We start from the raw sequence: 26860 nt of genomic DNA, 5'->3' as shown, positions 1-26860 counted from the left end.
TGGAGGGTCAGCGCAGCCCGGTGTCGCGCTCCAGCGCCAGCGTGAGCAGGCGGTCGACCAGGGTGGCGTAGTCGACGCCGGACTCGGCCCACATCTGCGGGAACATCGAGGTCGGCGTGAACCCCGGCATCGTGTTCAGCTCGTTGATCACCAGCGTGTGGTCGGGCATCACGAAGAAGTCGACGCGCGCCAGGCCCTCGCAGGACAGCGCGTCGAACGCCCGCACCGCCAGCCGGCGCAGCTCCTGCTCGACGTCCGGCGGGAGGTCGGCGGGGAGGTCGATCTCGGTCTGCTGGTCGGCGAGGTACTTGGCCTCGAAGTCGTAGAACTCGTGGTCGCCGCCAGTGCGCACCTCGGCCGGACGGCTGGTCTCCGGCTCGCCGTCGCGGGTGCCGAGGACGCCGCACTCGACCTCCCGGGCGCCCACCATCGCCTGCTCGACCACGACCTTGGGGTCGTGCTCGAAGGCCAGCTCCAGGCAGTCCCCGATCTCGGAGGCGTCGTGGATCTTGCTGATGCCGATGCTGGAGCCGCCGCGGGCGGGCTTGGCGAACGCCGGGAAGCCGAGCTCCTCGACCCGGGCGAGCACGCCGACGGGGTCGGTCTCCCACTCGCGCCGGGTGACGGTGATGCCGGGCGTCACCGGCAGGCCGGCCGCGGCCAGCGCGACCTTCATGTAGGCCTTGTCCATGCCCACGGCCGAGGAGAGCACCCCGGAGCCGACGTAGCGCACACCCGCCATCTCGAGCATCCCCTGGAGGGTCCCGTCCTCACCCCACGGCCCGTGGAGCAGCGGGAACACCACGTCGACCTCGCCGATGACCTCGGGGACCTGGGCGGCGCGGGTGATGACGAGGTCGGTCTCGCCCTCGGCGCCCAGCATCGCGACCATCGCGCGGGTGCCGTCCACCTCCGGCAGGTCCTTGCCGTTGATCGCCAGGCGCGCCGGGTCGTCGGCCTCGAGGACCCAACGGCCGTCGGGCGCGATCCCGACCGGCACCACGTCGTACCGCTCCCGGTCGATGGCGGCCAGCACGCTGCCGGCGGTGACGCAGGAGATGCCGTGCTCGCTGGAGCGGCCTCCGAAGACGACGGCGACGCGGGGCTTGCGGGGCTCGTTCATTGGCATGACCCTAGCCGCCTACGCTGGCCCGCATGGCAGCCGACCCGCCCACCCGACCCGATGCCCGTCCCGCGCTGAGCCCGGCCACCGTCGCGGTGACCGCCGGCCGGCCGGAGCACGTGCCGGACGCCCCGCTCAACACGCCGATCACCATGGCGAGCACCTACGTCGCGGGCGGCGACCTGGAGTACGGCCGCTACGGCAACCCGACGTGGACGGCACTCGAGGAGGCCGTCGGCGCCCTCGAGGGCGGCCGATGCCTCACGTTCTCGTCCGGTCTCGCGGCCGTGTCGACGGTCCTGGACCTGGTCGGCAACGGCGCCAAGGTCGTCGCTCCGCAGGGCGCCTACAACGGCACGATCATGCAGCTGGCCGACCTGGAGTCACGCGGCCGCATCCGCGCCGAGCTCGTCGACGTGACCGACACCGAGGCCGTCGTCGCCGCCTGCGAGGACGCCGCGCTGGTCTGGCTCGAGTCGCCCACCAACCCGGGGCTCGAGCTCGCCGACATCGCGACCATCCGGGCCGCCGCCCACGACGCGGGCGCCTACGTCGTCGTCGACAACACCTTCGCCACTCCCCTGCTCCAGACCCCGCTGGACGACGAGGTCGACCTCGTCGTGCACTCGGCGACCAAGTTCCTCGCCGGCCACAGCGACGTCCTGCTCGGCGCCATCTGCACGCGCGACGACGAGCTCTTCTCCGTGCTCAAGGGCCGCCGCGACCTGCTCGGCGCCGTGCCGGGCACGCTCGAGGCATGGCTGGTGCTGCGCGGCCTGCGCACGCTGCACCTGCGCGTGGAGCGCGGCCAGGCCAACGCGCAGGAGCTCGTACGCCGCCTGGCCGAGCACCCAGCCGTCGGCGAGGTCCGCTACCCCGGCTTCGGCGCGATCGTGTCGATCGTGCTGGCCCAGGGCGCGATGGCCGCCGACCTGCTCACCCGCAAGACGAAGCTGTGGGTGCACGCCACCTCGCTCGGCGGCGTCGAGTCGACCTTCGAGCGGCGTCGCCGCTGGAAGACCGAGTCGTCGACGGTGCCCGAGGGCCTGGTGCGGCTCTCGGTCGGGGTCGAGGACGTCGAGGACCTGTGGACCGACCTGCGCGTCGCCCTCGACGGCTGCGTCGGCTGACCGACCGGGCACTTCCGTCGCGCTGAAACGGGGTGACCGGGCACGTTCGTCGCGCTGGATCGGCGTGACCGGGCACTCCTGAACCGCACGCCACAGGGCAAAGCGCACGGAAGTGCCCGGTCGGCGCGTCCCGGCGGCACGGAAGTGCCCGGTCGGCGTACTCCAGCGGCACGAAAGCGCCCGGTCGGTCCGTTCCAGCGGCACGGAAGTGCCCGGTCAGTCCGTCTCGGCCTTGGTGTCGCGCGCGATGAAGGCGTTCATCATCTCCAGCGCGGTGATCCGTCCGTCGATGACCGCGTCGACGTGCTCGGCGATCGGCGCGTCGACGCCGGTGACGCGGGCCAGCGCGAGCAGCGACTTGCACGACTTGGCCCCCTCGGCCACCTGGCTGGTGGTCGCGTAGATCTCCGCGGTGGTCATCCCCTGCCCGAGCTTCTCGCCGAAGGAGCGGTTGCGGGAGAGCGGCGAGGAGCAGGTGGCCACGAGGTCGCCCAGTCCGGCGAGGCCCATCAGCGTCAGCGGGTTGGCACCCTGCGCCGTCGCGAGCCGCGCGGTCTCGGCGAGCCCGCGGGTGATGACGGAGGCGGTGGTGTTGTCGCCGAAGCCGAGCCCGACCGCCATGCCCACCGCGAGGCCGACGACGTTCTTGTAGGCGCCGCCGATCTCGCAGCCGAGCACGTCGACGGAGGTGTAGGGCCGGAAGGCGGCGGTGTGGAACAGGCCCTGGAGCCGCTTGGCGACGTCCTCGTCCGCACAGGCGACGACCGAGGCCGCAGGCTCCCGGCGGGCGATCTCCTTGGCCAGGTTGGGCCCGCTGACGACCGCGATCCGTTCCGGCCCGGCGCCGGTCACCTCGGCGATGACCTCGCTCATCCGCTTGAGGGACCCGAGCTCGACGCCCTTCATCAGCGAGACCAGCACGGCCTTCTCCGGGATGAGCGGAGCCCACTCGGTGAGGTTGGCGCGCAGCGACTGCGACGGGACGGTCAGCACCACCACGTCCGCGTCCGCGGCCGCGTCGGCCGCATCGGTCGTGGCGCGCACGCTGGCCGGGAGCTCGATGCCCGGCAGGTACTCGGTGTTCTCCCGCTTGGTGTTGATGGCGTCGGCGACCTCTTCGCGCCGTGCCCACAGCACCACGTCGTTGCCGGCGTCGCCCAGGACGATGGAGAACGCGGTCCCCCAGGATCCTGCGCTGAACACTGCGACCTTGGTCATCCGCGATCCTTCTTGTGGGGGTTGCCGATCTGTCGGTCGCCGTGCTTCCTGGGGTCGTAGCGCTCGGCGGGCGGCTGCTCGCCGCGGAGCTCGGCGACGATGTCGGTGATCGCCGCCATGATCCGCTCGGTCGTCTCGTGCACCAGCGCCGGCGACAGCGGCTTCGCGCGCAGGTCGTCGAGCGGCACCGGCGGTCCGGCCTTCATGACGATGCGCTTGCGCGGGACGAGGTGCGGGTGCTTGGAGTAGGGCGGCAGCACCTCCTGGGCACCCCAGTGGCCCACAGGGACCACCGGGACCCCGGTGGCGAGCGCGATCCGCGCCGCGCCGGACTTGCCGGTCATCGGCCACAGGCCCGGGTCGCGGGTGAGCGTGCCCTCGGGGTAGACCACGACGCACTCGCCGTCGTTGACGGCGCGCACCGCGGCGTCGTACGCGCCGATGGCGTTCTTGCTCAACCGCTCGACGGGGATCTGCTGCGCCGAGCTCAGCACGGTGCCGACGAAGCGTGTGCGGAACAGGCTGGACTTGGCCAGGTAGCGCGGTATCCGGCCGTGGTCGTAGACGAAGTGCGCGGTGAGCAGCGGGTCGAGGTGGGAGATGTGGTTGGCGACCACGATGCAGCCACCCTCGGCGGGGATGCGGGTCCCGTCGATCCACGTGCGCGACGTGGCTGCGAGCAGCGTCGGCTTGATCACCGAGGCGGCGAACGTCACCGCCCAACCCCGTTGTTCGTGCAACTTGCGAACCCGCACCTGCTCAGCCCCTCCCTGTACGTCGACCCGCAGGCTACTCGGTCGTGGGAGGATCTCCTCGATGTCTGCCGCGTCCTTCGTCGTGATCCTGCCGGTCAAGCCTCCGGCGCTCGGCAAGTCCCGCCTGCGCGGACTCCCTGACACCAGGCGGCGCGACCTCGCCGCCGCGTTCGCGCGCGACACGGCGTACGCCGCGCGGCGTACCCCGGGGGTCGTCGCGGTGCTCGCCGTCACCGACGACTTCCGCTTCGCCGCCGAGCTCGCCGAGGACGGCTGCGAGGTCATTCCCGACGGGGTCAGCGAGGACCTCAACGCGTCGCTGCGGCAAGCGGCGGCGGAGGCCGGCCGGCGCTGGCCGGGCACCACTCCGGTCACCCTGTGCGCCGACCTCCCGGCGCTCGTCCCCGACGACCTGGCCGCCGCGCTGGACGAGGTGGCCGGCCCGACGTTCGTGCGCGACGCCGCCGGCACCGGCACGACGGTGTACGCCGCCCCCGTTGCGGAGTTCGAGCCCCACTTCGGACCCGGCTCCGCGACGCGGCACGTCCAGACCGGCGCCCGCGAGGTGGTGGCCCCCGCCGCGACACTGCGCCTCGACGTCGACGACCTCGGCGACCTCGGAGGCGCACTCGTCCTCGGGGTGGGCCCGCACACCGAGGAGGTCCTGTCCGGCGGGAAGCCTGAGGGGCACGTCGGCGAGGACGCAGACGGCGGGCCACCCGAGGGGTGACCCGCCGTCCGGCACGGCAGCGACGAGGTCGCGGCCGTGGTTGCCGCTAGGACTTCTTGGCGGCCGCCTTCTTGGTCGTGGACTTCTTGGCCGTCGAGGCGGTCGTGGTCTTCTTGGCCGGCGCCTTCGTGGCGGCCGAGGTCGTGGACGCCTTCTTGGCGGGCGCCTTCTTGGCCGCGGTGGACTTCGAGGCCGTCGACTTCGAGGCCGTCGACTTGGAGGCGGTCGACTTCGAGGCGGTCGACTTCGACGCCGTCTTCTTGGCGGGCGCCGACTTGGAGGCGGTCGACTTGGTGGTCGACTTCTTCGCGGGCGTCGTCTTCTTGGCGGCGGTCGACTTCGACGCCGTCGACTTCGAGGGCGTGGACTTCGCGGTGGACTTCTTCGCCGGCGCCGTCTTCGACGCCGTCCTGGAGGCCGCCGACCTCGAGGCGCTCCCCTTCTTGGTGGCGGCCGCGGCGGTCGCGGTGGCTGCGGTCGCGACGGCCCGGACCGACGGCGGCTTGGGCATCGTCGCGGCCGTGAGCTTGGGGAGCTTCTTGGCGCCCGAGACGATGTTCTTGAGGTCCTGTCCGGGCGAGAACTTCGGAACGGCCTTCTTCTTCGACTTCATCCGCTCGCCGGTCTGCGGGTTGCGCACCCAGCGCGCGTTGCGGACCGCCTTCTCGAACGAGCCGAACCCGGTGATGGCGACCTTCTCGCCCTTGGCCACCTCACGCGTGATGGTGTCGAGCACGGAGTCGAGCGCGTGCGCGGCCTGCTTGCGGTTCCCCTCGTAACGCGCGGCGAGCGCGTCGATGAGCTGAGACTTGTTCACTGTCTTCCCTTCCAATGAACCCAGTGCGCCGAGCCCGTGCTCGACCCGTTGCCTCGCACGCTAGGCACCTGTGGCATGGGTCACAATCACCTCGGGCCGGTTTCCCCCGGTTTTTTGGGGGTTTCCGGCTCGAAGTGGGGTGGAGGGAGGTCGATCAGGCGTGCTGCGTCGCGGGCTTCCAGCTCGGACGCGTCGCCTCGTACGCCGCGATGTCGGCCTCGTGCCCGAGCGTGATGCCGATGTCGTCGAGGCCCTCGAGCAGCCGCCAGCGGGTGTAGTCGTCGATGTCGAAGGAGTCCTCGATCGCACCGGGACCCTCGCCGGCGCGGACCGTGCGCGACTCCAGGTCGACGGTCACGGTGGCACCCGGGTGCTCCTCGAGGTGGTCCCACAGGCGCTGCACGACCTTCTCGTCGACCTGCGCCGCGAGCAGTCCCGCCTTGCCGGAGTTGCCGCGGAAGATGTCGGCGAACCGCGGCGAGATCACGACCTTGAAGCCGTAGTTCTGCAGGGCCCACACGGCGTGCTCGCGTGACGAGCCGGTGCCGAAGTCGGGGCCCGCGACGAGCACGGTGCCCGCGGCGTACTCCGGCTTGTTGAGGACGAACGACTCGTCACCGCGCCAGGCGGCGAAGAGGCCGTCCTCGAACCCGGTGCGGGTGACGCGCTTGAGGTAGACGGCCGGGATGATCTGGTCGGTGTCGACGTTGCTGCGGCGCAGCGGCACGCCGACGCCGGTGTGGGTGGTGAAGGGCTCCATGGCTCAGGCCTCCTGCAGGGCGGGGACGAGGTCGGCGGGCGAGGAGAGAGTGCCGCGGACGGCGGTGGCCGCCGCGACCGGCACCGAGACGAGGTGCGTGCGACCGCCCTTGCCCTGGCGACCCTCGAAGTTGCGGTTGGAGGTGGAGGCGCTGCGCTCCTGCGGGGCGAGCTGGTCGGGGTTCATGCCCAGGCACATCGAGCAGCCCGCGCCGCGCCACTCGGCGCCGGCAGCGATGAAGATCTTGTCCAGCCCCTCCTCCTGCGCCTGGAGCCGCACCCGCACCGATCCCGGCACGACGAGCAGTCGCGTCCCCTCCGCGACGGTGTGGCCCTCGATGATCTCGGCGGCGAGGCGGAGGTCCTCGATGCGTCCGTTGGTGCACGACCCGACGAACACGGTGTCGACCTTGATGTCGCGCATCGGCGTGCCGGCCTCGAGGCCCATGTACTCCAGGGCCTTCTCGGTGGCGATCTTGTCGGTCTCGTCGTCGAAGTCCTCGGGGCTGGGCACCGTCGCACCGAGCGGCACGCCCTGGCCGGGGTTGGTGCCCCAGGTGACGAAGGGGGTCATCTCGGCCGCGTCGAGGACGATCTCGGCGTCGAACTCCGCGTCGTCGTCGGTGCGCAGGCTGCGCCAGTGCTCGACGGCGGCGTCCCAGTCGGCGCCGGTCGGCGCCTCGGGCTTGCCCTGGATGTAGTCGAACGTCGTCTGGTCGGGGGCGATCATGCCGGCCTTGGCGCCCCACTCGATCGACATGTTGCAGACGGTCATCCGGCCCTCCATGGAGAGCTCCTCGATGGCCTGCCCGCGGTACTCCACGATGTAGCCCTGCCCGCCGCCGGTGCCGGTGTGGGCGATGAGCGTCAGCACGAGGTCCTTGGCCGTCACGCCCTCGGGCAGCGAGCCGTTGACGGTGACGGCCATGGTGCGCGGCTTCGCCTGGGTGAGGGTCTGGGTGGCCAGCACGTGCTCGACCTCGGAGGTGCCGATGCCGAACGCGATCGCGCCGAACGCCCCGTGCGTGGAGGTGTGGGAGTCACCGCACACGATCGTCATGCCGGGCTGGGTGAGGCCGAGCTGCGGGCCCACGACGTGCACGATGCCCTGCTCGACGTCGCCGAGGGGGTGCAGGCGAACGCCGAACTCGGCGGCGTTCTTGCGCAGCGTGTCGACCTGGGTCTTGCTCACCGGGTCGGCGATCGGCTTGTCCCAGTCGACGGTCGGGACGTTGTGGTCCTCGGTCGCCAGGGTGAGGTCGGGACGGCGGACGCGGCGGCCGGCGAGCCGGAGCCCGTCGAAGGCCTGCGGCGAGGTCACCTCGTGGATGAGGTGCAGGTCGATGAAGAGAAGGTCGGGCTCCCCCGGGGCACTGCGGACGACGTGCTCGTCCCACACCTTCTCGGCCAGGGTCTTGCCCATGACGATCGCTCCTTCGTGGTGGTCGCGTCGCAGCGCGATGGGCGACGACGCGGGATGTCCAGTGGCGGTGGTCCCAGACCCTACCGCTTGCATCCCATGATCTGAGACGGCAGTATTGCCATATGGACAACTCTAGCGGTGTCGGCGTGCTCGACAAGGCGGCCCTCGTGCTCTCGGCCCTCGAGTCGGGTCCCGCGACCCTGGCCGGGCTGGTGGCCGGCACCGGCCTCGCCCGCCCCACGGCGCACCGCCTCGCAGTGGCCCTCGAGCACCACCGGCTCGTGGCCCGCGACATGCAGGGACGCTTCGTGCTCGGGCCGCGGCTGGCCGAGCTGTCCGCCGCCGCGGGCGAGGACCGGCTGCTCGCCGCCGCCGGCCCGGTGCTGGCACGCCTGCGCGACATCACCGGCGAGTCGGCCCAGCTCTGGCGCCGCCAGGGCGACCACCGCGTGTGCGTCGCCGCGGCCGAGCGCCCGTCGGGCCTGCGCGACACGATCCCGGTCGGGTCCCAGCTCACCATGCGCGCGGGCTCGGCCGCGCAGGTGCTGCTGGCGTGGGAGGACCCCGAGCGCATGCACCGTGGCCTGCAGAACGCCGCCTTCTCCGCCACCGCGCTGTCCGGCATCCGTCGTCGGGGCTGGGCGCAGTCCGTCGGCGAGCGCGAGCAGGGCGTCGCGTCGGTGTCCGCCCCGGTCCGCTCCCCCAGCGGCAAGATCATCGCCGCGGTGTCGGTGTCGGGGCCGCTCGAGCGCCTCTCCCGGCAGCCCGGTCGCATGCACGCCCCCGCGGTCCTCGCCGCGGCCGAGCGGCTCTCGGAGTCGCTGCGGCGCGCCGCCGCGGAGTAGGCACCACACCGACGCGGTCGGGACGACAGCGTCAGAGGAGGCGCCGTCAGAACAAAGCGTCCTGCTCCAGCGAGAGCAGGGTCTGCTTGCGCTCGATCCCACCGGCGTACCCGGTCAGCGTGCCGTTGGCGCCGATGACCCGGTGGCACGGGATCACGACCGGGATCGGGTTGCGCCCGTTGGCCAGGCCGACCGCTCGCGACGCCGCGTTGGTCATCCCGAGCCGCGCGGCGACCTGGCCGTACGACGCGGTCTCGCCGTAGCCGATCGCGCGCAGCTGGTCCCACACGCGCCGCTGGAAGTCGCTGCCCTGCGGGGCGAGCGGCAGGTCGAACTCCTTGAGGTCGCGGGCGAAGTAGGCGTCGAGCTGGCGCACCGCCCCGGCCAGGAGCGGGTGGTCGTCGTCCCGCGCCCCCAATGGGCGGCCGTCCGCCGGCTGGCGGAAGGGGGAGAACTCGATGGCGCTGATCGCGCCGTCGCGCTCGATGATGCGCAGGTCGCCGACGGGCGACGTCATCACGGTCCACATTGGTCAGCTCTCCTTCTGGGGTCGACGCGAGGTCGAGGACGGCGGTGGTGCCGGCGTGTCCGGCATGAGGGTGTTCCACAGGTGCATGAGGGCGTAGGAGCGCCACGGGCTCCACCGCTCGGGGTCCGCCGGCTCGCCGGTGTCGCCGGCGAGACCGCGCAGCACGCCCCGGACGGCGAGGTCGGTGGGCAGGAACACGTCGGGGTGGCCGAGCGCCCGCATCGCCACGTAGTCGGCGGTCCACGGTCCGATGCCGGGCAGGTCGAGCAGCGCGCGGCGTACGTCGTCGCGGTCGGGTCCGCGGTCCAGCGCGACCGTCCCGGCGGCGAGCGCCCCGGCGAGGCCGACCAGCGCCCGGCCGCGGGCGCAGGGCATCGGCAGCGACTCCGGGTCGACCCGGGCGAGGGTGACGGCGTCGGGGAACAGGTGCGTCAGCCCCGGCACGTCGGTCTCCACCCGGCGGCCGTGGGCGACGACGATCCGCCCCGTGACCGTCCGCGCGCCGGTGACGCTGACCTGCTGGCCCACCACCGTCCGCACCGCGGTCTCGTCCCCGTCCACCTGGCCGGGCACCCGCAGGCCGGGCGTGGCCCGGACGAGGTGGCCGAGCACGGCGTCGTCGGCGAGGTGGTCGTCGACCGCCACCGGGTCGCAGTCGGCGTCGAGCAGGCGGCGTACGCGCTCGACGGCGGCCGCGGTGTCGCGCAGGTCGTGCAGCGAGAACTCCGCGGGGACGAACGCGGTCTCGCCGACCGACGCCGCGTCGGCGAGCTCCAGCCGGACCGTGCCGGGCCCGTGCGGCAGGTCGAGGGTCCGGGCGTACCAGCCCGGCCCGGCCACCTCCACGCCCGGCACCAGGTGGTGGGCGAGGAAGTCGAGCATCCGGCGGCCCGCGAACGGCGTGCGGACCGCGAGCCGCAGGGAGACCGTGCCACGAGCGGTCGAGCGGGTACGGCGGCCGCGCAGGTCGGTGGGGCTCAGGGCATAGACCTCTCGGACGGTCTCGTTGAACTGACGGATGCTGGAGAAGCCCGCGGCGAAGGCGACGTCGGACAGGGGCATGTCGGTCGTCTCGACGAGCACCCGTGCGGTCTGGGCACGCCGTGCCCGGGCCAGGGCGAGGGGACCCGCACCGAGCTCCTGCACCAGGAGCCGGCCCAGGTGCCGCGGCGTGTAGCCGACCCGCCGGGCAAGGCCCTCGACGCCCTCGCGATCGACCAGCCCGTCGCTGATGAGGCGCATGGCGCGCCCGGCGACGTCGGCGGCGACGTCCCAGTCGGGGCTGCCGGGCGTCGCGTCGGGCAGGCACCGCTTGCAGGCGCGGTAGCCGGCCGCCTGCGCGGCAGCCGCCGTGGGGTGGAAGGTCACGCCGGTCAGCGCCGGCGTGCGGGCGGGACAGCTCGGGCGGCAGTAGATGCCCGTCGAGCGCACCGCGGTGTAGAAGACGCCGTCGAAGCGACGATCCCTGCTCTTCACGGCGCGGTAACAGGACTCCGGGTCGAGGAGGGTCATGCGTCGTGCGGTCCGTGCGGTGCTCACGGGGTCGAGTCTGACGGAGGCGAGGCCCGCTATCCAGCGGGAATCGGACATGACGGCCTGCTCGCCCAGTGTGGTGGGATGCCGATCGACACGCGACACCATGGTCAAGCCGCCCGGCATCTGGTCGGATGCGCACGTGATCGATTCCCTGCGAGCCTGGCTCCTACCTGAGACCCAGCGCCGAACGCTCGACAACCTCACCGACGACCTCGACCTGAGGGCAGGGGACGCACGCTCCAAGCTCTCGGCCTACTGGACGCTGCTGACCCTGTCCTCGATGATCGCCGGCGCGGGGGTGCTGGCCGACTCCACGGCCACCGTGATCGGGGCGATGATCATCGCTCCGCTGTCCACGCCCATCATGGGCACGGCCCTCGGTCTCGTGAAGGGGGACCGCAGGACCAAGGCACTTCGGTACGCCGTCGCCGGGGCGGTGGTCGTGGTGGCGATCGGCGTCCTGTTCGCGCTGCTGATCCCCGCCGAGTACGACCTGCGTGCCAACTCCCAGGTCACCGGGAGGGTGACGCCCGGCCTCTTCGACCTGATCGCCGCCGCGTCGACCGGCCTGGCCGGGGCGGTAGCGCTCGCCCGCAAGGACATCGCGGCCGTGCTGCCGGGAGTGGCCATCTCGATCTCCCTGGTGCCACCGCTGGTGGTCGTCGGCATCTGCATCGGCCAGGGAGCGGGCTTGATGGCGGCGGGCGCGCTGCTGCTGTTCTTGTCGAACCTCATCGCCCTGGTCCTGGCCGGGACCTTCGTCTTCGCCTTCCTCGGGTACGCCGAGGCCTCCCGCGGCCGGGCGCGAGGCGCGACGCGGCGGGCGCGCGTCGTGCTGGCGACCCTCTTCCTAGTCGTGAGCGTCCCGCTGGCCATCACCTCGCTGGTGAGCCTGTACGTGACCCAGCTCGACCACCGAGCCACCAGCACCACCGAGGCGTGGCTGGCCTCGGTCCCCGACGCCAGCGTCACGAGTGCTGGGCTGGCGCTCCCCGACTTCGTCATCGAGATCAAGACACCGGGAGACCTGCCGCCGACCAACACGCTGCGCGCGGACCTGCGGGAGGTCCTCCCCGCCGGGCTGAACGTGGTCCTCGTCACGACGATCGGCGACCGCGTCGACCTCGGGGAGATGCCCTGAGCTGCGCCCGACGCCGGCTCGCCCGGGAGACGCGGGATCCGGCCGTCGCTCGTCTCGCCGGGGACGCCGAAGGGCCTGCCCGGCATCCCTGCCGGACAGGCCCTTCGGTGATCTGTACCCCCGACCGGATTCGAACCGGCGCTACCGCCTTGAGAGGGCGACGTGCTAGGCCGCTACACAACGGGGGCATTGCTTCCAGCCAGTGGCTGGCACAGCGGACGAAACTCTAGCCGGGGCTGGTGTTTCGCACCAAATCCCGGTCGAGGACCGGGATTCGCTGGGATACAAGGACTCGAACCTTGACTAACTGAACCAGAATCAGTCGTGCTGCCAATTACACCATATCCCACTGCTACGGCCCCTCTGATCCAGCGCTGAGGAGCCGAGGAGGAACTCTACACGCGGCCTCCGGGGCCCTCCAAAACGCCCCCGTCGACGGCGCTAGAGAGCCCTCTCCGACGCGCCATCCAGGTCGCGAGCACGAGGTAGACGAGCGACTGGGTGAGCGTGCCGGGCAGGCTCCACCAGGACCCGCCCGTGGGGTTGAGCGTGCTCGCCATGTCGGTGAAGGCCAGGGCCAGGCCGTAGGCCAGGAAGTTGTTGAGCACGTGCATCGCGATGCCGGCCTCCAGCCCGCCGGTGAGGATCACGAGCGCGCCCGCCACGATCCCGAACGCCAGCCGGTCGATGAAGACGGGCCAGCTCTGCCCCAGCCCGTGGGCGATGGCGAAGAGGAGGGCAGAGAATCCGACGGCGAAGGCCCGGCTGCCGAACAGCCCGCCGAAGGCCTGCTGCAGGTAGCCGCGGAAGGCGAACTCCTCCCCCGCCGCCTGGAGGGGGGTGAGCAGCAGGATCACGATCAGGAAGTCCCGCGTGGTCCGAGTGAAGTCGTTGGGCTCGGTGGCCATCTCGGTGCCGCCCTGCTGGGGCACGAAGGCGCTGACGAGCACCGTGGCCACCAGCGCCACCACCGAGACGCCGAGACATGCCAGCAGGAAGCGCCACCGGATGCGCCCGGCCACCGACGAGAGCAAGCCCGGCCGCAGGCCGTGCAGCCAACGCGTCAGCAGCCAGGTGAGGGGGATCGCCGTCGCCAGGATCAGGTTGACGTAGGCCAGCGTCAGCGGTGTCGGGTCGTCCAGGTCCAGGAGACGGTCCATGCCCGCCCCCACGGGCTCGCCGGTGGCCAGCAGCCACGCGACGTACGGGAGCTGCCAGAGGAACGGCGCGACCGCGAAGACCCCGATCGTGAGCAGGACCACGCCCAGCACCGGCCGCCACGCTCCGCGACGGCCGAGCCGGTGGACGAGGTGGTACTCCAGCCTCGGCGGGGGCTCCGGGGCCGGGAGCTGCTCGGACATGGGTGGGGTCAGGTCGCCATCGCGTCGCGCAGGCGGGCCAGCGAGCGGTCGCGGCCCAGCAGCTCGAGGGACTCGAAGAGCGGCGGGCTGATCTTGCGGCCCGTCGCGGCGATGCGCACGGGACCGAACGCGTGCCGCGGCTTGAGCCCTCGCTCCTCGACCAGCGCCTTGCGCAGGGCCTCGTCGATCTCGGCGGTGCTCCAGTGCGCGATGGCGGACAGGGCGTCGTACGCCGCTCCGACGACCTCACGACCCGCGTCGTCGATGTCGTCGGTGCGGACGAAGTCCGCCTCGTCGACGAAGAGGAAGGCGAGCATGTCCACGACCTCGGTGAGCTTGTTGATGCGCTCGCCCACCAGCGGCATCGCCTGGTCGAGCAGCTGCCGGTCGGGCAGGTCGGTCGGGTTGAGGACGCCCGCCCTCGCCAGGAACGGCAGGCAGCGCTCGGTGATCTCGTCGAGCGGCAGCAGCCGCATCTGCGAGGCGTTGATGGCCTCGGCCTTCTTGAGGTCGAAGCGCGCCGGGTTGGGGTTGACGTCCGCGAGGTCGAACGCGTCGACCATCTCGTCGAGGGTGAAGACGTCGCGGTCGGCCGCGATCGCCCAGCCGAGCAGCGCGAGGTAGTTGAGCAGCCCCTCGGGCAGGAAGCCCTGCTCGCGGTAGAGCTCCATGTGCGCCTCGGGGTCGCGCTTGGAGAGCTTCTTGTTGCCCTGGCCCATGACGTAGGGCAGGTGGCCGTACTGCGGGGTCTCCTCGGCCAGGCCGATCGCCTTGAACGCCTCGAAGAGCGCGATCTGGCGCGGGGTGCTGGAGAGCAGGTCCTCGCCGCGCAGGACGTGAGTGATCCGCATCGTCGCGTCGTCGACCGGGGCGGTCAGCGTGTAGAGCGGGTCGCCGTTGGCGCGCGCCAGCGCGTAGTCGGGCACGTGCTCGGTCTGGAAGGTGATGTCCCCGCGCACCAGGTCGGTGAAGGTGACCTCGCCGTCGGGCATCCGGAACCGGACGACCGGCTCGCGGCCCTCGGCGCGGAAGGACGCGACCTGCTCGTCGGTCAGCTCGCGGCAGAACCCGTCGTACCCCATCACCTTGGAGCCGGCGGCCTTGCGCCGCGCGGTGACCTCGTCGGTGGTGCAGTAGCAGTCATAGGTGTACGACGACTCGTGCAGGCGCGCGAGCACGTCGGCGTAGATCTCCGAGCGCTCGGACTGGCGGTAGGGACCGTAGGGGCCCCCGACCACGACCCCCTCGTCCCAGGTCAGGCCGAGCCACTGCATCAGGTCGATCAGCGACTCGTAGGACTCCTCGGTGTTGCGCTCCTTGTCGGTGTCCTCGATGCGGAACACGAAGGTGCCGCCGGCGCCGTGGCGCTGGTGGTGGCGCGCGAACGCCCAGTTGTAGAGGGCCGTGCGGGCGAGGCCGACGTGGGGGCTGCCGGTCGGGGACGGAGCCATGCGGACACGGACGGGTCGGACGGGCTGGGTGCTGCTCAACGCTGGGCCACCTTGTTGACGAGGGTTCCGATGCCGGCGATCGAGACCTCGACCTCGTCGCCGACCTCCATGGGGCCGACACCCTCGGGGGTGCCGGTGAGGATGACGTCGCCCGGGAGCAGCGTCATGACGCTGGACACGTGCGCGACCAGCGTGGGGATGTCGAAGATCAGGTCGGCCGTGGTGCCGTCCTGGCGCACGTCGCCGTTGAGGTGCGTCTGCACGCGGACGCCGTCGACGAAGGCCTGGGGGTCCAGGTCGGTCTCGATCCACGGACCGAGCGGGCAGAAGGAGTCGAAGCCCTTGGCACGGGTGAACTGCACGTCGCTCTTCTGCAGGTCGCGGGCGGTGACGTCGTTGGCGACGGTGTAGCCGTAGATGACGTCCGTGGCCTGCTCCGGCGGCACGTCGCGGCAGATGCGGCCGATCACGACCGCGAGCTCGCCCTCGTAGTGCAGGTCCCGGGTCTGGCGCGGGTAGAAGATCGGGTCGCCCGGGCCGACGACGCTGGTGTTGGGCTTGAGGAACATCAGCGGCTCGCTGGGCAGGTCGTGACCCAGCTCGGCGGCGTGGGCCGCGTAGTTGCGGCCGATGCCGATCACCTTGCTGCGGGGCAGCACGGGCGCCAGCAGGCGGACGTCCTCGAGCCGGTGCTCCTGGTCCAGCAGCTTGACGCCGACGTAGAGGGGGTCACCGGCGAGGGCCACCACGACGGTGTCGTCGGCGGGCTGGCCGTGCTCGTCCACCTCCCCCGTCACGACGCCGTACATGGGTTCGTCTCCGGTGGTGAATCTGGCGATGCGCACGACGCCGACCCTATCGGCCCGCCACCGCCCGCAGGGCGGCGAGGCTGCGCTCGACGTCGGTCTCGGTGGTCGACCAGTTGCTGACCGAGACGCGCAGCACGGCGCGCCCGTGCCAGCGCGAACCGGTCATCCAGGCGGTGCCGTCGGCGAGCATGCCCCGGACGACGTCGCGGGTCCTCTCGTCGCTGCCGAAGGCCGCGCACACCTGGGTGAAGACGACGTCGTTGAGCACCTCGGCGCCGTCGATCGCCTCGATGCCGCGGGCGAACGCGGCCGCGTGGCCGGCCATCCGGTCGACGAGGTCGGCGACACCGCTCCGGCCCAGGGCGCGGAGCACGGCCCACACCGTGAACGCGCGCCCGCGACGACTGATCTCGGGCACCTTGTCGAAGGGCTCGCCGGCCTCGTCGAGGATGAGGTAGTCGCCGTGCATGCCCATCGCGGCCCGCAGTGCGGCGCGCTCGCGCACGACGGCCAGTCCGCAGTCGTAGGGGACGTTGAGGGTCTTGTGGGCGTCGGTCGCCCACGAGTCGGCGCCCGTGACGCCGTCGACGAGGTGGCGGTACGTCGGCGACGCGGCCGCGAAGAGTCCGAAGGCCCCGTCGACGTGCACCCAGGCGCCGTGGGCGTGGGCGACCTCGATCGCCTCGCTGAACGGGTCGAACGCCCCGGAGTGGACGTTGCCCGCCTGGAGCACCACGACCAGGGGGCCGCCGTCGTGCTGCGCGAGCGCGTCACGCAGGGCGGCCGGGTCGAGGCGCCCCTGCCCGTCGGCCGCGACCGTCTCGGGCGCGCCGAGGCCGAGGTAGCGCAGCGCGAGGTCCACGGTGTCGTGCCGCTCCTCCCCCGCCACGACCCGGACGCCGGGCGACCCGACCAGCCCCCGCCCGGCGACGTCCCAGCCGGCACGCCGGAGCACCTCGTCGCGGGCCGCGGCCAGGCAGGTGAAGTTGGCCATCGTGCCGCCGGTGACGAACCCGACGGCGCTCTCGGGCGGGAGTCCGAGCAGGTCGAGCACCCATGCCTCGGCGACGTCCTCGACGGCGCTGTGGGCGGGGGTGAGGGCGCGCAGCCCGGCGTTCTGGTCCCAGGCGCTGACCAGCCAGTCGGCGGCGAGCGCGGCCGGGTGGGTGCCGCCGATGACGAACCCGTAGAAGCGGCCGGACGGCGTGGCCACCAGACCCGGCTCGCAGGCCCGGGCCAGGTGCTCGACGACCTCCACCGGGTCCGTCGGCCCCTCCGGGAGGTCGGTGCCGAGGGCCTCGGTCACCTGCTCCACGGTGGCGGCCGGCGGGACGGCCCGGTCGTCGAGGGACGCGAGCCACTCCAGGGCGAGCGCGTGCGCGCGCGCCAGCTCGGGTCGGTCCTGCCCGGACGTCGTCCCCGTCATCGTGCCTCCCGCAGCGGGTCCACCCGTGGGTTCCCCAGTGTGGCACCGCGCGACCTACCCTGTCCCGCGTGCAGATCGTGGACCGGGAGACGTGGCGGGTCCGCGCCGAGGCCCACGCGGCCCGGGTGGACGCCCACCTGCGTCCCCACCTGTCACGGCGCGCCGACGGGGTGAAGCACCCCGTGCACGACTTCCTCTTCACCTACTACTCCCAGCGGCCCGCGCAGCTGCGGCGCTGGCACCCCGGGTACGGCGTCCGGCTGGCCGACGCCCCCGAGTACGACGGGCTGCGCGGCTACGACGCCGGCGCGGTGACCGACGCGTACGTCGCCTCGCAGGCCACGCTGCTGCGGGGGCTCGCCAACCTGCTGCGGGCGACCGAGTCGCGGCCCGCGCACACGGGCTGCTTCGGGCTCCACGAGTGGGCGATGGTCTACCGCCAGTCCCCCGACGAGGTCCGGCACAACGACTGGGACCTGCGGCTCGGCCCGTCGGGCACCGACGCCGTGGTGGAGTCCCACCGCATCGCGTGCTCGCACTTCGACGCCTTCCGCTTCTTCACCGGGCCGGCCCGACCGCTCAACGCGCTGCAGCCCGGGCGCGACGACCGTGCGTCGTACGAGCAGCCGGGGTGCCTGCACGCCGGGATGGACCTCTACAAGCACGCGTTCCGGCTGACGCCGATGATCAGCTCGGACCTGGTCGCGGACTGCTTCGAGCTCGCGCGGGACATCCGCGAGCTGGACATGCGGGCGGCGCCGTACGACCTGGCGGCGCTGGGCTTCGATCCGGTGCGCATCGAGACGCCCGCGGGCAAGGCGGCCTACGTGCGCGAGCAGCGGGCGTTCGCCGAGCGTGGAGCACCGTTGCGCCGACGCCTCGTCGAGGAGTGCGAGCGACTCCTCGAGGTGGCGCGGACGGTCCCTCAGAACTCGTAGCCGAAGGCCTCGATCGCGTCGGCGAACACGACCTCCACCCGCTTGCGCGACGCGTCGGAGTAGAGCTCGCGGTAGTGACCGGCCGGACGCGCGTGGCCCTTGGCGCGCGGCAGGTCCGGCTCGCCGGGAAGGCCGAGGCGGTGCCAGACCTCCGACAGCTCGGTGTCGAGGTGCTCGTAGCGCAGCACCCGGTCGACGGCGAGACGCCCGCGGATGCGGTACATCCGGCGGTTGTTGGCGAGCTGCTCGATCCACTCCTCCGAGACGTAGGTGTCGAAGTCGGGGAGCTGCTCGCGGTCCTTGTACTTCCAGTAGTAGAGGGACACGACCGCGTCCCACGGGTTCCGCTCGATGGCGAACTTGTAGTAGCTGCGCCAGGCGTCGGGGCCGACGGCGTCGCGGGCGAGGCGGGCGCTCATGTGGTTGAACGCCTTGCGCGGGAGCGGCGGCGACTGGAAGTTCTGCGGGCTGCGCCCGCCGGCGGCCGCCCGGAGCTCCTCGTCCTCGGGGCTGATGAGCGTGATCACGTCGTCGGGGCCGCAGACCTTCGAGAGCGCGATCTCCACGCTGGTGCCCGCCGTCTTGCGGGTCTTGAGGAAGATGAAGCGGTGGGCATGGGACGCGATCACCCGCCCGAGACTACTGGGCGGACCCGCGGCTAGCGTGAGGGACGTGATGCGCCGTCCCGCCCGACTCGCGGCCCGGCTGCTGGCTCCCTTGCCGGCAGTGCTCCTGGCCGTGCCGCTGCTCGTCGCCTGGTCGCCGCCCGCCGGGGCCGACGACCCGCGGTGGGTGTTCTACAGCCGCGACACCACGGCGTACACCTCGCCCTGGTGGCGGGGCGCCCACCGCACCATGATCGGCTACGGCTGCACGCGGGCGTCGTACTACTCACCCGACCCGCGGTGCCGCGACGGCAACGGCTTCCACCACGGCGTCGACTACGCGATGCCCTGTGGGACCAGGCTCTTCGCCGGGCGCGCGGGCACGGTGGTCTCGAGCGCCGCGCTCGGACCGGCGTACGGCGTGCGGCCGCTGCTGATCCGCAACCGGCGGCTCGGCGTCGACTTCCTCGTGGCGCACGCGGTGCGCGTGCACGTCGCTCCCGGCGACCGGGTGCGGCGCGGACAGCTGATCGCGCGGGCGTCCGACTCCGCCGCCCCCGACGGGTGCCACCTGCACATCGAGGTCCGCCGCGCCGGCGGTGGGCTCGACGACGCCCGGCGCCCGATCCGCTACCTCGACCTGGAGGCGGCCCGCTGACGGTCCCGGCCTCGGGTGTGCTCGTCAGCCCCTGACACGCCGGCCGGCCGGCGCGTGCACGGCGAGTCCGTCCAGCACGAGACCCAGCCCGAGGTCGAAGTCACCCGTGCGGTCGAGGGCCGCGTCGCCGATGACGGCGCCGTCGCTCCCCGCCTGCATCGCGGTCTGCTCCTCGAAGGTGTGCCCGAAGACGAAGTGCAGCAGCGTCCGGGCCCCGACCCCGACCAGGGACTCGTCGAAGCCGGCGTCGGCCAGGATCTCCTCGAGCTCCTCGGCCGGGCCCTGCGCGCCCAGACCGAAGGCGTAGACCGTCGCCACGAGGTCGGCACCGTCGCGGTAGGCCAGCATCGCGTCCCGCAGCTCGTAGCAGGCCTCGACGAGCCGGTCGTCCCAGGCGCCGGCCGCGCGGGGACGACGGCCGCGCGCGAGGAGCTCGTCGGCGACGGCGCCCAGCAGGACCTGCTTGCTCGGGAAGTGGTGGTAGATCGCGCTGGCCTGCAGGCCCAGCTCGGACCCGAGCCGGCGCATGGTCAGCGAGGCGAGCCCGTGGTCGTCGAGCACCCGGACCGCGCGCTCGACGATGTCGTCCCGGTGGTGTCGCACTGGACGCTCCCCCTCGTGAGACCGCGTTGACGTGACAGGTCGGCCACCCTAACCTGAACGCCGTTCAACTGACCACCGTTCAGGTAAGCGAAGGACTCCCCCATGCAGACTCGCCGCGCCGGCACCGACATCGCGCTCATCGCGGCCTTCGCCGCCCTGATCGCCGTGTGCGCCCTCCTTCCCGCCATCAAGCTGGCCGGCCCCGTGCCCATCACCCTGCAGACGTTCGCGGTGCTGCTGTCGGGTGCGGTGCTGGGCATGCGCCGCGGCTTCCTGGCCGTCCTGCTGTACGTCGTCGCCGGCGCGGCCGGCCTGCCGATCTTCTCGGGCGGCGCGGCCGGGCTGGCCGTGCTCACCGGACCGTCGGCCGGCTACCTCGTGGGCTTCCCGCTGGCCGCGGGCCTGTGCGGCTTCATCGTCGAGCGCCTCCCGCGTCGCTCGCTGGCGAGCGTGACCGCGATCTTCACCGCCGGCCTCGTCAGCTCGGCGCTCTTCATCCACACCTTCGGCATGGCCGGCCTCGTGCTGCGCGCCGACATGACGTGGGCCCAGGCCTTCGACGTGGACAAGATCTTCTGGATCGGCGACGTGCTCAAGAACGTGGCGATGGCGATCGTCGCCACCGCCGTGCACCGCGCGTTCCCCGACCTGCTCAGCAGCCGCCGGGACGCCCCCGCCTCCGCGCAGGACCAGCCGGAGGGCACCCTCACCGCGTGAGCGAGATCGCCCTGGAGCAGGTCTCCGTCCGGGTCCCCACCCACGACGGCGACCTGCTCGTCCTCCACGAGACGTCCCTGCGCCTGACCGAGCGACGGGTCGCGCTGGTCGGCCCCAACGGGTCGGGCAAGTCCACGATCGCCCGTCTCCTCAACGGCCTCGTCGCGCCGAGCACCGGCCGGGTGGTCGTGGACGGCCTGGACGTGTCGAGGTCGGGACGCGAGGTGCGACGGCGCGTGGGGTTCGTGTTCACCGATCCGGCCGCGCAGCTCGTGATGCCGACCGCGCGCGAGGACGTGGCCCTGTCGCTGCGGCGTACGGTCCCGGACAAGCAGGAGCGGCTCGCCGCCGCCGACGCCGTGCTCGCCGACTTCGGGCTGGAGGGCTTCGGGGACCGCAGCGTCCACGGCCTCTCGGGCGGGGAGCGGCAGCTGCTGGCGCTCGCCGGCGTGCTCGCGACCGGACCGTCGGTGCTGGTGGCCGACGAGCCCACCACGCTGCTCGACCTCGGCAACAGCCGCCGGATCGGTGACCTGCTGCTCTCCCTGCCGCAGCAGGTGGTGCTGGTGACGCACGACCTCGAGCTGGCGTCGCGGTGCGACCGCGCGCTCCTCGTGCGGGACGGGCGGGTGGAGCAGGACGGGGCTGCGGACGACGTGATCTCCCGCTACCGGGCGACCGCATGAGCGCCGACCTGCTCGGGATCCACCGGCCCGGCGACACGTTCCTCCACCGCCGTCGAGCGGGGACCAAGCTCCTCGGGCTGATGGTCGCGAGCATCGTGGTGGTCGTCGTCCACGGACCGGTGTCGGCACTGGTCTTCGTCGGCGTGGCCGCCGGCCTGCTGGTGTGGTCGGGGGCGCGGCTCGACGTGACGCTGCGGGCGATGCGGGGGCTGCTCGTCGTCGCCGCCCTCCTGGGCGCCTGGACGGTCTGGCAGAGCGGCTGGCCGCGGGCCGTCGAGGTGGTGGGCGACCTGGTCGCGCTGATCCTGCTCGCCACGACCCTCACGGTGACGACGCCGGTCGACGAGGTGATGGACGCCGTCACGCACGGGTTGCGTCCGCTGCGCCGCGTCGGCGTCGACCCCGAGCAGGTCGGCCTCGCCTTCTCCCTGATGCTCCGGGCGATCCCGTCCACCCTCTCGCTGGCCGGGGAGTCGCGGGACGCCGCGCTCGCCCGTGGCCTCGAGCGCTCGCCACGCGCGCGGCTCGTCCCGCTGGTGATCCGCGTCGTGGCGCGGGCGCGGGAGACCGGCGACGCCCTGCACGCCCGCGGCATCGGCGAGTAGGGGCCCCCGCCGCCTCGTCGGACGTCCGGCGGGACGTCCGGCGGGACGTCCGACGATCAGGTCGCCCGAGCCGCCGCCTCGTCGGACGTCCCGGTCGACGTCCGAACGCCCCGGCCGTCAGGGCGACGGCTGGTTGAGGAACCACCGGTGGCCGAAGGGGTCGCGGAACACCGCCACCCGACCGGCGGGCGGAGCGTCCTCAGGACCTCGGTCCAGGGTCGTGCCCGCGGCGCGCAGTCGCGTGCAGACCGCGTCGACGTCGTCGACGGTCAGGTGCAACGACACCGCCGCACCGAGGCCGGGGTCGGGCGCGGCCACACCGGAGTCCGGGAACTCCTCCGACATCATCCAGCCGGCGCCGTCGACGGCCAGCTCGACGTGCCCGACGCGGCCGTCCTCCATCAGGATCGGCTCGAACGTCACCTGGGCGCCCAGCACGTCGACGTACCAGTCGATCGCGGCCCGCGCGTCCGGCACGCAGAGGTACGGCGTCAGCTCGCTCACCTGCCCAAACCGACCACGCCGGTGGCCGGTTGTCCAGAGCCGTTCACCAGCCCGGTGGCCGCCGGTCGACCCAGGGCCGCGCCTGCTCGAGCTGGGCGGCCGCGGCGAGTAGCACGTGCTCCTCGGCCGGACGGGCGGCGAGCATGGTGCCGACGGGCAGACCGTCGTCCGTCTGGTGCAGCGGCAGCGACACCGCCGGCATGCCGGTGACGTTCCAGGCGCTCGTCCAAGGGGTGAAACGCTTCTGCGCCTCGAAGTCGGCCTCCGGGTCGGCGTCGTCGCGCAACGCACCGACCGGGGGCGGCGGAGTGGCCAGGGTCGGGGTCAGCACCAGGTCGTACGGCGCCAGCGCGAGCAGCGCCTCGGCGGCGTACTGGCGCATCCGGGCGATGGCCCGCCCGAAGTCGGGCCCGCTGACGGCCCGGCCGCGTTCGGCGAGCCACCGGGTCAGCGGCCTCAGGAGGGGCTCGGTGCCCGCCGGGACCTCGGCGAGCGCGGTCAGCACGGCCCAGCAGGTCTCGAAGGTAGCGACCGCCTCGCGCGGCAGCGGCACCGCGACGTCCTCGACGTCGTGGCCGAGCCCGGCGAGGAGCGCGGAGGTCGTCTCCCAGGCCTCGACGCTGCTGGGGTCGACGGCGGTGTCGGTGATGACTGGTGTGATGAAGCGAGCGACCCGGAGGCGCCCCGGGTCGCGGTCGCAGGCGTCGAGGAACCGGAGCGGAGGAGGTGGGGCCCAGGAGGGGTCACCGGGCCGCCGGCCCGCCAGCACGTCGAGCAGGGCAGCGGCGTCGCGCACGGTCCGGGCGAGGGTCCCGGCCGTGGCCAGGCCGGTCGGATCGCCGTACAGGGGGGCGGCACTGATCCGACCGCGGGTGGGCTTGAGCCCGACGAGCCCGCAGCACGAGGCCGGGATGCGGATGGAGCCGCCGCCGTCCGAGCCCGGGGCCACGGGCACCAGCCCCGCCGCCACGGCTGCCGCTGCCCCGCCGCTGGAGCCACCCGCGGTCCGGGTGGGGTCCCAGGGGGTCACGGCCGGCGGTGCGACGTCGGGCTCGGTGTAGCAGGGCGAGCCGAGCTCGGGGGTGTTCGTCTTGCCCAGGCTGGGCATGCCCGCGGCCTCGAGGGTGAGGACGACGTTGTCGGAGACGTCCGGCACGAAGTCCGCGAACGCGGCGGAGCCGAAGGTCGTGCGCACGCCCGCGGTGGGGTGCAGGTCCTTGATCGCGGTCGGCACTCCCCACAGGGGCGCGGCGCCCTCGGGACGCGGTCCGAGGCGACGCGCGTGCTCGCGCGCCTGTTCGGGGGTCGGCGTGACGAAGGCGCCGACGCGGTCGGCGCGGGCGAGGTAGTGCTCGACCAGGTCGAGCGGGGTGACCTCCCCACGGCGGACGAGGTCACCCTGCTCGAGGGCTGTCAGGTCGTGGAGTGCGGCCACGCAGGCGACCGTACCCCGGTGGACCGGCGGTCAGGCCGCGGCGTCGTCGCGCCAGTCGACCAGCTCGGCGACGGCGGCGCGGAACTTGGCCAGCACCTCGTCGGAGAGCACGTCGACGTCCACGCCGGGCTGCGAGAGCACCACGGTGTCGATGACCTTGGCGCCTGCGATGGTGGCCGAGTGGCGGGCGTGCTCGTGCGACCACTTGCCGCCGTACGGCGTCGGGGTGGTGCCCACGGCGGCGAAGGGCTTGCCCACGATGGCGCCCGCGCCGTAGGGACGCGAGAGCCAGTCGATGGCGTTGTTGAGCACGGCGGGCATGGTGCCGTTGTACTCGGGGGTGATCACCAGCACGCGGTCGGCGGCGGCGACCTGCTCGCGCAGGGCGACGGCCGCGGCGGGCGCCGTCTCGCCGTCGATCTCCTCGTTGTAGAACGGGATCGAGCCGAGGCCCTCGGCGATCTCGAGGGTGACGCCCTCGGGGGCGGACGCCTTCAGCGCCTCGGCGAGGCGGCGGTTGATCGAGTCGGCGCGCAGGCTGCCGACGAGGACGAGGACGCGGGTGTCAGTCATGACGGACAAAACGGACCGTGGTCCGCTTTCATTCCCGCCGTCGTCAGGAAATGCGGGATCCGGGTGTGGCGCCGGCCACTACCCTGACGCCGTGCCCATCAGCCTCCCGATGGCGGACGCGCCGCCTCCCGAGCGAGCCGACGCCGCGCGCAACCGGGAGACGATCCTGGCCGCCGCCTCCCGGCTCGTCGACGAGCTGGGCGTGGAACGGGTCTCGATGGATGCCGTGGCGCGCGAGGCCGGCGTCGGCAAGGGCACGCTGTTCCGGCGCTTCCACAGCCGCGAGGGCCTGATGGCCGCGGTGCTCGACCGCTCCGAGTCCGCGTGGCAGGCCAGCGTCCTCTCGGGCCCACCCCCGCTCGGGCCCGGGGCGCCGCCCTACGAGCGGCTCCTCGCGATGGGCCACTCCCGCCTGCGGCTCAACGTCACCCACGGCGCGCTCATCAAGGCGGCGACCGGCAGCCACGGGGCCCGCTCCCGCGCGGCGGCGTCCTTCGCGATCATGCACCTGCGCCACCTGCTCTCCGAGCTGCACGTGGAGGGCGACCTCCCCCTGCTCGCGGTCGCCCTCCTCGCACCGCTCGACATCGTGGTCGTCGAGCAGCAGCAGGCCGACGACGTGACCCTCGACCGCATCGAGGCCGCGTGGGACGACCTGGTCCGCCGGGTCGTCGGGCACTGAGCCGGGGCGAGCGCGCCTCGGACTCACCGACGCAACCGTCATGGCACCGCCTAGCGGTGGTGCCGCCGCAGCCCGAACGTCAGCCCGTCGACCAGCGCGCCCCAGGACGCCTCGATGACGTTGTGCCCGACGCCCACCGTCACCCAGGACGACTCGCCGTCGGAGGTCTCGATGAGCACGCGGGTGATCGCGTCTGTGCCGTGGCCCTGGTCGAGGATCCGGACCTTGTAGTCGATGAGCTCGAACTTGGCGACCTCGGGGAACGCCTGCCCGATCGCGGTCCGGAGCGCCGCGTCGAGGGCGTTGACCGGGCCGTTGCCCTCCCCCGTGACGACGTAGCGCACGCCCTCGGCCCTGAGCTTGACCGTGGCCTCGGAGACCGCCTCCGCGGCCGGTGCGGTCTCGGTGATGACCCGCCACGACTCGACGTCGAAGTACGACGGCCGGACGCCCTCGACCTCCTCGACGAGGAGGAGCTCGAAGGAGGCGTCCGCCGCCTCGAAGGTGTAGCCGCGCTGCTCGAGCTGCTTGACCCGGTCGGTCACCCGGGTGACCAGGTCGCGGTCTCCGGAGAGGTCGAAGCCCAGCTCGCGGCCCTTGAGCTCGATGGAGGCCCGTCCGGCCATGTCCGAGACGAGCAGGCGCATGTCGTTGCCGACCTCGAGCGGGTCGGTGTGCTGGTAGAGGTCGGGGTCGACCTTGATGGCCGAGGCGTGCAGGCCGGCCTTGTGCGCGAACGCCGACGTGCCGACGTACGGCTGGCGGGACGCGGGCGGGACGTTGGTGACCTCGGCGACGGCGTGGGCGATGCGGGTGGCCTCGCGCAGCAACCCCTGCGGCAGGACGTGGCGGCCCAGCTTGAGCTCCAGGTTGGCGACCACGGTGACCAGGTCGGCGTTGCCGGTGCGCTCGCCGTACCCGTTGATGCAGCCCTGCACGTGCGTCGCGCCCGCGTCGACCGCGGCGAGCGAGTTGGCGACGGCGCAGCCGCTGTCGTTGTGGGCGTGGATGCCCACGCGGGCCCCGGTGGTCTCGATGACGTCGTCGACGACGTCGCTCACCCAGTCGGGCAGCATGCCTCCGTTGGTGTCGCACAGGGCGACGACCTCGGCCCCGGCCTCGGCGGCGGTGCGCAGCACCTCGAGGGCGTAGGCCCGGTTGGCGCGGTAGCCGTCGAAGAAGTGCTCGGCGTCGAGGAAGACGGTCTGCCCCTCCTCGCGCAGGTGGCTGACGGTGTCGCGGACCATCGCGAGGTTCTCCTCCAGCGTGGTGCGCAGCGCGAGCTCGACGTGCCGGTCGTGCGACTTGGCGACGAGCGTGACGACGCCGGCGCCCGAGTCACGCAGCGCGGCGACGAGCGGGTCGTCGGCAGCGCGTACACCGGCACGCCGGGTGGCGCCGAACGCCGCCAGGCGCGCGTGCTCGAGGTCGAGCTCGAGGGCCGCCCGGCGGAAGAACTCCGTGTCCTTGGGGTTGGCGCCGGGCCAACCGCCCTCGATGTAGCCCACGCCGAGCCCGTCGAGCTGGCGCGCGATGGTCAGCTTGTCGGCGACGGAGAGGTTGAGGCCCTCCTGCTGCGCGCCGTCGCGCAATGTCGTGTCGTAGACGTGGAAGGAGCCCTGCAGGTCCATCGGTCTCTTCTCTCGGGGCGGGGGCGTGCGGGTACAAAAAAACCTCCCGGGGTGCAGGAGGTCGGCGCGGCGGGGATCCCGTCGCGCTAGGAAATGATGATCGTGATCATGGCCACGTCCCTACTGTGCCACGCCCGCCGGCGGCGCCGGCCGGTGTCTCGCGATCCGGC

Annotated in this window: 27 protein-coding genes, 2 tRNA genes and 2 pseudogenes; 11 read left to right on the top strand and 20 right to left on the bottom strand. The window is 72.8% G+C overall.

The features are described 5' to 3' along the window. Window positions 1–7 precede the first annotated feature (7 nt). Window positions 8–1123: a D-alanine--D-alanine ligase family protein gene (locus tag DAI17_RS04435; RefSeq protein ID WP_107771613.1), complete on the bottom strand. Its 1116-nt coding sequence runs from the start codon at window positions 1121–1123 to the stop codon at window positions 8–10. Window positions 1124–1155: 32 nt separating this feature from the next. Between DAI17_RS04435 and DAI17_RS04430 the strand changes: the two genes are divergently transcribed. Then, a complete protein-coding gene (locus DAI17_RS04430; RefSeq protein WP_107771612.1) occupies window positions 1156–2253 on the top strand; it encodes a trans-sulfuration enzyme family protein in 1098 nt (365 codons plus the stop codon). A gap of 216 nt (window positions 2254–2469) precedes the next feature. Here the strand turns inward: DAI17_RS04430 and DAI17_RS04425 are convergent, their stop codons facing one another. Together DAI17_RS04425 and DAI17_RS04420 are read right to left on the bottom strand one after the other, a co-directional pair. Then, entirely contained in the window at window positions 2470–3471 is a 1002-nt protein-coding gene (locus DAI17_RS04425) for an NAD(P)H-dependent glycerol-3-phosphate dehydrogenase (protein ID WP_107771611.1), read from the bottom strand. Continuing rightward, the gene (locus DAI17_RS04420) at window positions 3468–4187 is read right to left on the bottom strand and encodes a lysophospholipid acyltransferase family protein (protein ID WP_234412187.1); all 720 of its coding nucleotides are present in this window, start codon (window positions 4185–4187) and stop codon (window positions 3468–3470) included. The genes DAI17_RS04425 and DAI17_RS04420 overlap by 4 nt, the downstream gene beginning before the upstream one ends. Before the next feature lie 100 nt (window positions 4188–4287). On the opposite strand from DAI17_RS04420, the gene cofC reads away from it, so the two are divergent. Both cofC and DAI17_RS21775 read left to right on the top strand, forming a co-directional pair. Continuing rightward, window positions 4288–4956: a 2-phospho-L-lactate guanylyltransferase gene (gene cofC / locus DAI17_RS04415; RefSeq protein ID WP_107771609.1), complete on the top strand. Its 669-nt coding sequence runs from the start codon at window positions 4288–4290 to the stop codon at window positions 4954–4956. A 77-nt stretch (window positions 4957–5033) separates the two neighbouring features. Continuing rightward, window positions 5034–5198, top strand: a pseudogene (locus DAI17_RS21775) (hypothetical protein); the annotation flags it as partial. A 320-nt stretch (window positions 5199–5518) separates the two neighbouring features. On the opposite strand, the pseudogene DAI17_RS21770 reads toward DAI17_RS21775, so the two are convergent. From DAI17_RS21770 to leuC, 3 genes and pseudogenes are all read right to left on the bottom strand, one after another. Next, window positions 5519–5773 (bottom strand): annotated as a pseudogene (locus DAI17_RS21770) (HU family DNA-binding protein); the annotation flags it as partial. A gap of 154 nt (window positions 5774–5927) precedes the next feature. Continuing rightward, window positions 5928–6533, bottom strand: a complete 606-nt coding sequence (leuD, locus tag DAI17_RS04405) for a 3-isopropylmalate dehydratase small subunit (protein WP_107771607.1) — start codon at window positions 6531–6533, stop codon at window positions 5928–5930. Between the two features lie 3 nt (window positions 6534–6536). Next, window positions 6537–7955: a 3-isopropylmalate dehydratase large subunit gene (gene leuC / locus DAI17_RS04400; RefSeq protein ID WP_107771606.1), complete on the bottom strand. Its 1419-nt coding sequence runs from the start codon at window positions 7953–7955 to the stop codon at window positions 6537–6539. 122 nt (window positions 7956–8077) lie between these two features. Here leuC and DAI17_RS04395 point away from each other — a divergent pair, with 122 nt between their 5' ends. After that, a complete protein-coding gene (locus DAI17_RS04395) occupies window positions 8078–8800 on the top strand; it encodes an IclR family transcriptional regulator (RefSeq protein ID WP_107771605.1) in 723 nt (240 codons plus the stop codon). A gap of 46 nt (window positions 8801–8846) precedes the next feature. Here the strand turns inward: DAI17_RS04395 and DAI17_RS04390 are convergent, their stop codons facing one another. Next, window positions 8847–9317 (bottom strand): methylated-DNA--[protein]-cysteine S-methyltransferase, encoded by a 471-nt coding sequence (locus DAI17_RS04390; RefSeq protein ID WP_325049845.1) that lies wholly within the window; start codon window positions 9315–9317, stop codon window positions 8847–8849. A 15-nt stretch (window positions 9318–9332) separates the two neighbouring features. Next, a complete protein-coding gene (locus DAI17_RS04385) occupies window positions 9333–10868 on the bottom strand; it encodes a DNA-3-methyladenine glycosylase 2 family protein (RefSeq protein ID WP_325049844.1) in 1536 nt (511 codons plus the stop codon). Window positions 10869–11004: 136 nt separating this feature from the next. Here DAI17_RS04385 and DAI17_RS04380 point away from each other — a divergent pair, with 136 nt between their 5' ends. Beyond that, on the top strand, window positions 11005–12006 hold the full coding sequence (locus DAI17_RS04380) for a DUF389 domain-containing protein (RefSeq protein ID WP_107771785.1): 1002 nt from the start codon (window positions 11005–11007) through the stop codon (window positions 12004–12006). Window positions 12007–12121: 115 nt separating this feature from the next. Here DAI17_RS04380 and DAI17_RS04375 read toward each other — a convergent pair. The 6 genes from DAI17_RS04375 to DAI17_RS04350 form a co-directional block, all read right to left on the bottom strand. Continuing rightward, window positions 12122–12194: transfer RNA gene (locus tag DAI17_RS04375), tRNA-Glu, on the bottom strand. An 89-nt stretch (window positions 12195–12283) separates the two neighbouring features. Then, a tRNA-Gln gene (locus DAI17_RS04370) sits at window positions 12284–12355 on the bottom strand. Window positions 12356–12401: 46 nt separating this feature from the next. Continuing rightward, window positions 12402–13367 (bottom strand): CPBP family intramembrane glutamic endopeptidase, encoded by a 966-nt coding sequence (locus tag DAI17_RS04365; protein WP_107771602.1) that lies wholly within the window; start codon window positions 13365–13367, stop codon window positions 12402–12404. 8 nt (window positions 13368–13375) lie between these two features. Next, a complete protein-coding gene (gltX, locus tag DAI17_RS04360; RefSeq protein ID WP_107771601.1) occupies window positions 13376–14818 on the bottom strand; it encodes a glutamate--tRNA ligase in 1443 nt (480 codons plus the stop codon). Window positions 14819–14853: 35 nt separating this feature from the next. Beyond that, window positions 14854–15663 carry a fumarylacetoacetate hydrolase family protein gene (locus tag DAI17_RS04355; protein WP_107771600.1) on the bottom strand — a complete coding sequence of 270 codons (810 nt, stop codon included), beginning with the start codon at window positions 15661–15663 and terminating at the stop codon, window positions 14854–14856. A gap of 10 nt (window positions 15664–15673) precedes the next feature. Then, the gene (locus DAI17_RS04350) at window positions 15674–17053 is read right to left on the bottom strand and encodes a pyridoxal phosphate-dependent decarboxylase family protein (RefSeq protein ID WP_107771599.1); all 1380 of its coding nucleotides are present in this window, start codon (window positions 17051–17053) and stop codon (window positions 15674–15676) included. Between the two features lie 68 nt (window positions 17054–17121). Here DAI17_RS04350 and DAI17_RS04345 point away from each other — a divergent pair, with 68 nt between their 5' ends. Further along, window positions 17122–17991, top strand: coding sequence for a 3-methyladenine DNA glycosylase (locus tag DAI17_RS04345; protein WP_107771598.1), 870 nt, complete (start codon window positions 17122–17124; stop codon window positions 17989–17991). Here the strand turns inward: DAI17_RS04345 and DAI17_RS04340 are convergent. Next, window positions 17979–18620 carry a sulfotransferase family 2 domain-containing protein gene (locus DAI17_RS04340; RefSeq protein ID WP_159081352.1) on the bottom strand — a complete coding sequence of 214 codons (642 nt, stop codon included), beginning with the start codon at window positions 18618–18620 and terminating at the stop codon, window positions 17979–17981. The two genes, DAI17_RS04345 and DAI17_RS04340, sit on opposite strands and share 13 nt — an antisense overlap. Window positions 18621–18666: 46 nt before the next feature. Here DAI17_RS04340 and DAI17_RS04335 point away from each other — a divergent pair, with 46 nt between their 5' ends. Further along, entirely contained in the window at window positions 18667–19254 is a 588-nt protein-coding gene (locus tag DAI17_RS04335) for a M23 family metallopeptidase (RefSeq protein WP_234412222.1), read from the top strand. 24 nt (window positions 19255–19278) lie between these two features. Here DAI17_RS04335 and DAI17_RS04330 read toward each other — a convergent pair whose 3' ends face one another. Continuing rightward, window positions 19279–19857 (bottom strand): TetR family transcriptional regulator, encoded by a 579-nt coding sequence (locus tag DAI17_RS04330; RefSeq protein ID WP_107771595.1) that lies wholly within the window; start codon window positions 19855–19857, stop codon window positions 19279–19281. A gap of 102 nt (window positions 19858–19959) precedes the next feature. Between DAI17_RS04330 and DAI17_RS04325 the strand changes: the two genes are divergently transcribed. From DAI17_RS04325 to DAI17_RS04315, 3 genes are read left to right on the top strand one after another with little or no spacing between them, the layout of a single operon-like run. Then, window positions 19960–20574 (top strand): biotin transporter BioY, encoded by a 615-nt coding sequence (locus tag DAI17_RS04325; protein ID WP_107771594.1) that lies wholly within the window; start codon window positions 19960–19962, stop codon window positions 20572–20574. Beyond that, on the top strand, window positions 20571–21260 hold the full coding sequence (locus tag DAI17_RS04320) for an energy-coupling factor ABC transporter ATP-binding protein (protein WP_107771593.1): 690 nt from the start codon (window positions 20571–20573) through the stop codon (window positions 21258–21260). The genes DAI17_RS04325 and DAI17_RS04320 overlap by 4 nt, the downstream gene beginning before the upstream one ends. Continuing rightward, the gene (locus tag DAI17_RS04315; protein ID WP_107771592.1) at window positions 21257–21865 is read left to right on the top strand and encodes an energy-coupling factor transporter transmembrane component T family protein; all 609 of its coding nucleotides are present in this window, start codon (window positions 21257–21259) and stop codon (window positions 21863–21865) included. The genes DAI17_RS04320 and DAI17_RS04315 overlap by 4 nt, the downstream gene beginning before the upstream one ends. A gap of 117 nt (window positions 21866–21982) precedes the next feature. On the opposite strand, the gene DAI17_RS04310 is transcribed toward DAI17_RS04315, so the two are convergent. Genes DAI17_RS04310 through DAI17_RS04300 form a run of 3 tightly spaced genes read right to left on the bottom strand, consistent with a single transcriptional unit; the run spans window position 21983 to window position 24377 of the window. Further along, the gene (locus DAI17_RS04310) at window positions 21983–22369 is read right to left on the bottom strand and encodes a VOC family protein (protein ID WP_107771591.1); all 387 of its coding nucleotides are present in this window, start codon (window positions 22367–22369) and stop codon (window positions 21983–21985) included. A gap of 43 nt (window positions 22370–22412) precedes the next feature. After that, complete coding sequence (locus DAI17_RS04305; protein WP_107771590.1) at window positions 22413–23804, bottom strand: amidase; 1392 nt, start codon at window positions 23802–23804, stop codon at window positions 22413–22415. A 30-nt stretch (window positions 23805–23834) separates the two neighbouring features. After that, window positions 23835–24377 carry an NADPH-dependent FMN reductase gene (locus tag DAI17_RS04300; RefSeq protein WP_107771589.1) on the bottom strand — a complete coding sequence of 181 codons (543 nt, stop codon included), beginning with the start codon at window positions 24375–24377 and terminating at the stop codon, window positions 23835–23837. A gap of 91 nt (window positions 24378–24468) precedes the next feature. On the opposite strand from DAI17_RS04300, the gene DAI17_RS04295 reads away from it, so the two are divergent. Next, window positions 24469–25059: a TetR/AcrR family transcriptional regulator gene (locus DAI17_RS04295; RefSeq protein WP_234412185.1), complete on the top strand. Its 591-nt coding sequence runs from the start codon at window positions 24469–24471 to the stop codon at window positions 25057–25059. Window positions 25060–25109: 50 nt separating this feature from the next. On the opposite strand, the gene cimA is transcribed toward DAI17_RS04295, so the two are convergent. Beyond that, on the bottom strand, window positions 25110–26690 hold the full coding sequence (cimA, locus tag DAI17_RS04290) for a citramalate synthase (protein WP_107771588.1): 1581 nt from the start codon (window positions 26688–26690) through the stop codon (window positions 25110–25112). Window positions 26691–26860: the final 170 nt, after the last annotated feature.

It is taken from the genome of Nocardioides sediminis, from assembly GCF_003047295.1.
GTDB lineage: Bacteria > Actinomycetota > Actinomycetes > Propionibacteriales > Nocardioidaceae > Nocardioides > Nocardioides sediminis.
The sequence above is the reverse complement of the archived record's forward strand: the minus strand, read 5'-3'. Positions and strand labels throughout refer to the sequence as shown.

Excerpts from the sequence above, each read along its gene's own strand:
- DAI17_RS04435 (WP_107771613.1), bottom strand. The coding sequence starts at position 1,123 with ATGAACGAGCCCCGCAAGCCCCGCGTCGCCGTCGTCTTCGGAGGCCGC.
- DAI17_RS04430 (WP_107771612.1), top strand. The coding sequence starts at position 1,156 with ATGGCAGCCGACCCGCCCACCCGACCCGATGCCCGTCCCGCGCTGAGC.
- DAI17_RS04425 (WP_107771611.1), bottom strand. The coding sequence starts at position 3,471 with ATGACCAAGGTCGCAGTGTTCAGCGCAGGATCCTGGGGGACCGCGTTC.
- cofC (WP_107771609.1), top strand. The coding sequence starts at position 4,288 with ATGTCTGCCGCGTCCTTCGTCGTGATCCTGCCGGTCAAGCCTCCGGCG.
- leuD (WP_107771607.1), bottom strand. The coding sequence starts at position 6,533 with ATGGAGCCCTTCACCACCCACACCGGCGTCGGCGTGCCGCTGCGCCGC.
- leuC (WP_107771606.1), bottom strand. The coding sequence starts at position 7,955 with ATGGGCAAGACCCTGGCCGAGAAGGTGTGGGACGAGCACGTCGTCCGC.
- DAI17_RS04395 (WP_107771605.1), top strand. The coding sequence starts at position 8,078 with ATGGACAACTCTAGCGGTGTCGGCGTGCTCGACAAGGCGGCCCTCGTG.
- DAI17_RS04390 (WP_325049845.1), bottom strand. The coding sequence starts at position 9,317 with ATGACGTCGCCCGTCGGCGACCTGCGCATCATCGAGCGCGACGGCGCG.
- DAI17_RS04365 (WP_107771602.1), bottom strand. The coding sequence starts at position 13,367 with ATGTCCGAGCAGCTCCCGGCCCCGGAGCCCCCGCCGAGGCTGGAGTAC.
- gltX (WP_107771601.1), bottom strand. The coding sequence starts at position 14,818 with ATGGCTCCGTCCCCGACCGGCAGCCCCCACGTCGGCCTCGCCCGCACG.
- DAI17_RS04350 (WP_107771599.1), bottom strand. The coding sequence starts at position 17,053 with ATGACGGGGACGACGTCCGGGCAGGACCGACCCGAGCTGGCGCGCGCG.
- DAI17_RS04335 (WP_234412222.1), top strand. The coding sequence starts at position 18,667 with ATGCGCCGTCCCGCCCGACTCGCGGCCCGGCTGCTGGCTCCCTTGCCG.
- DAI17_RS04325 (WP_107771594.1), top strand. The coding sequence starts at position 19,960 with ATGCAGACTCGCCGCGCCGGCACCGACATCGCGCTCATCGCGGCCTTC.
- DAI17_RS04315 (WP_107771592.1), top strand. The coding sequence starts at position 21,257 with ATGAGCGCCGACCTGCTCGGGATCCACCGGCCCGGCGACACGTTCCTC.
- DAI17_RS04300 (WP_107771589.1), bottom strand. The coding sequence starts at position 24,377 with ATGACTGACACCCGCGTCCTCGTCCTCGTCGGCAGCCTGCGCGCCGAC.
- cimA (WP_107771588.1), bottom strand. The coding sequence starts at position 26,690 with ATGGACCTGCAGGGCTCCTTCCACGTCTACGACACGACATTGCGCGAC.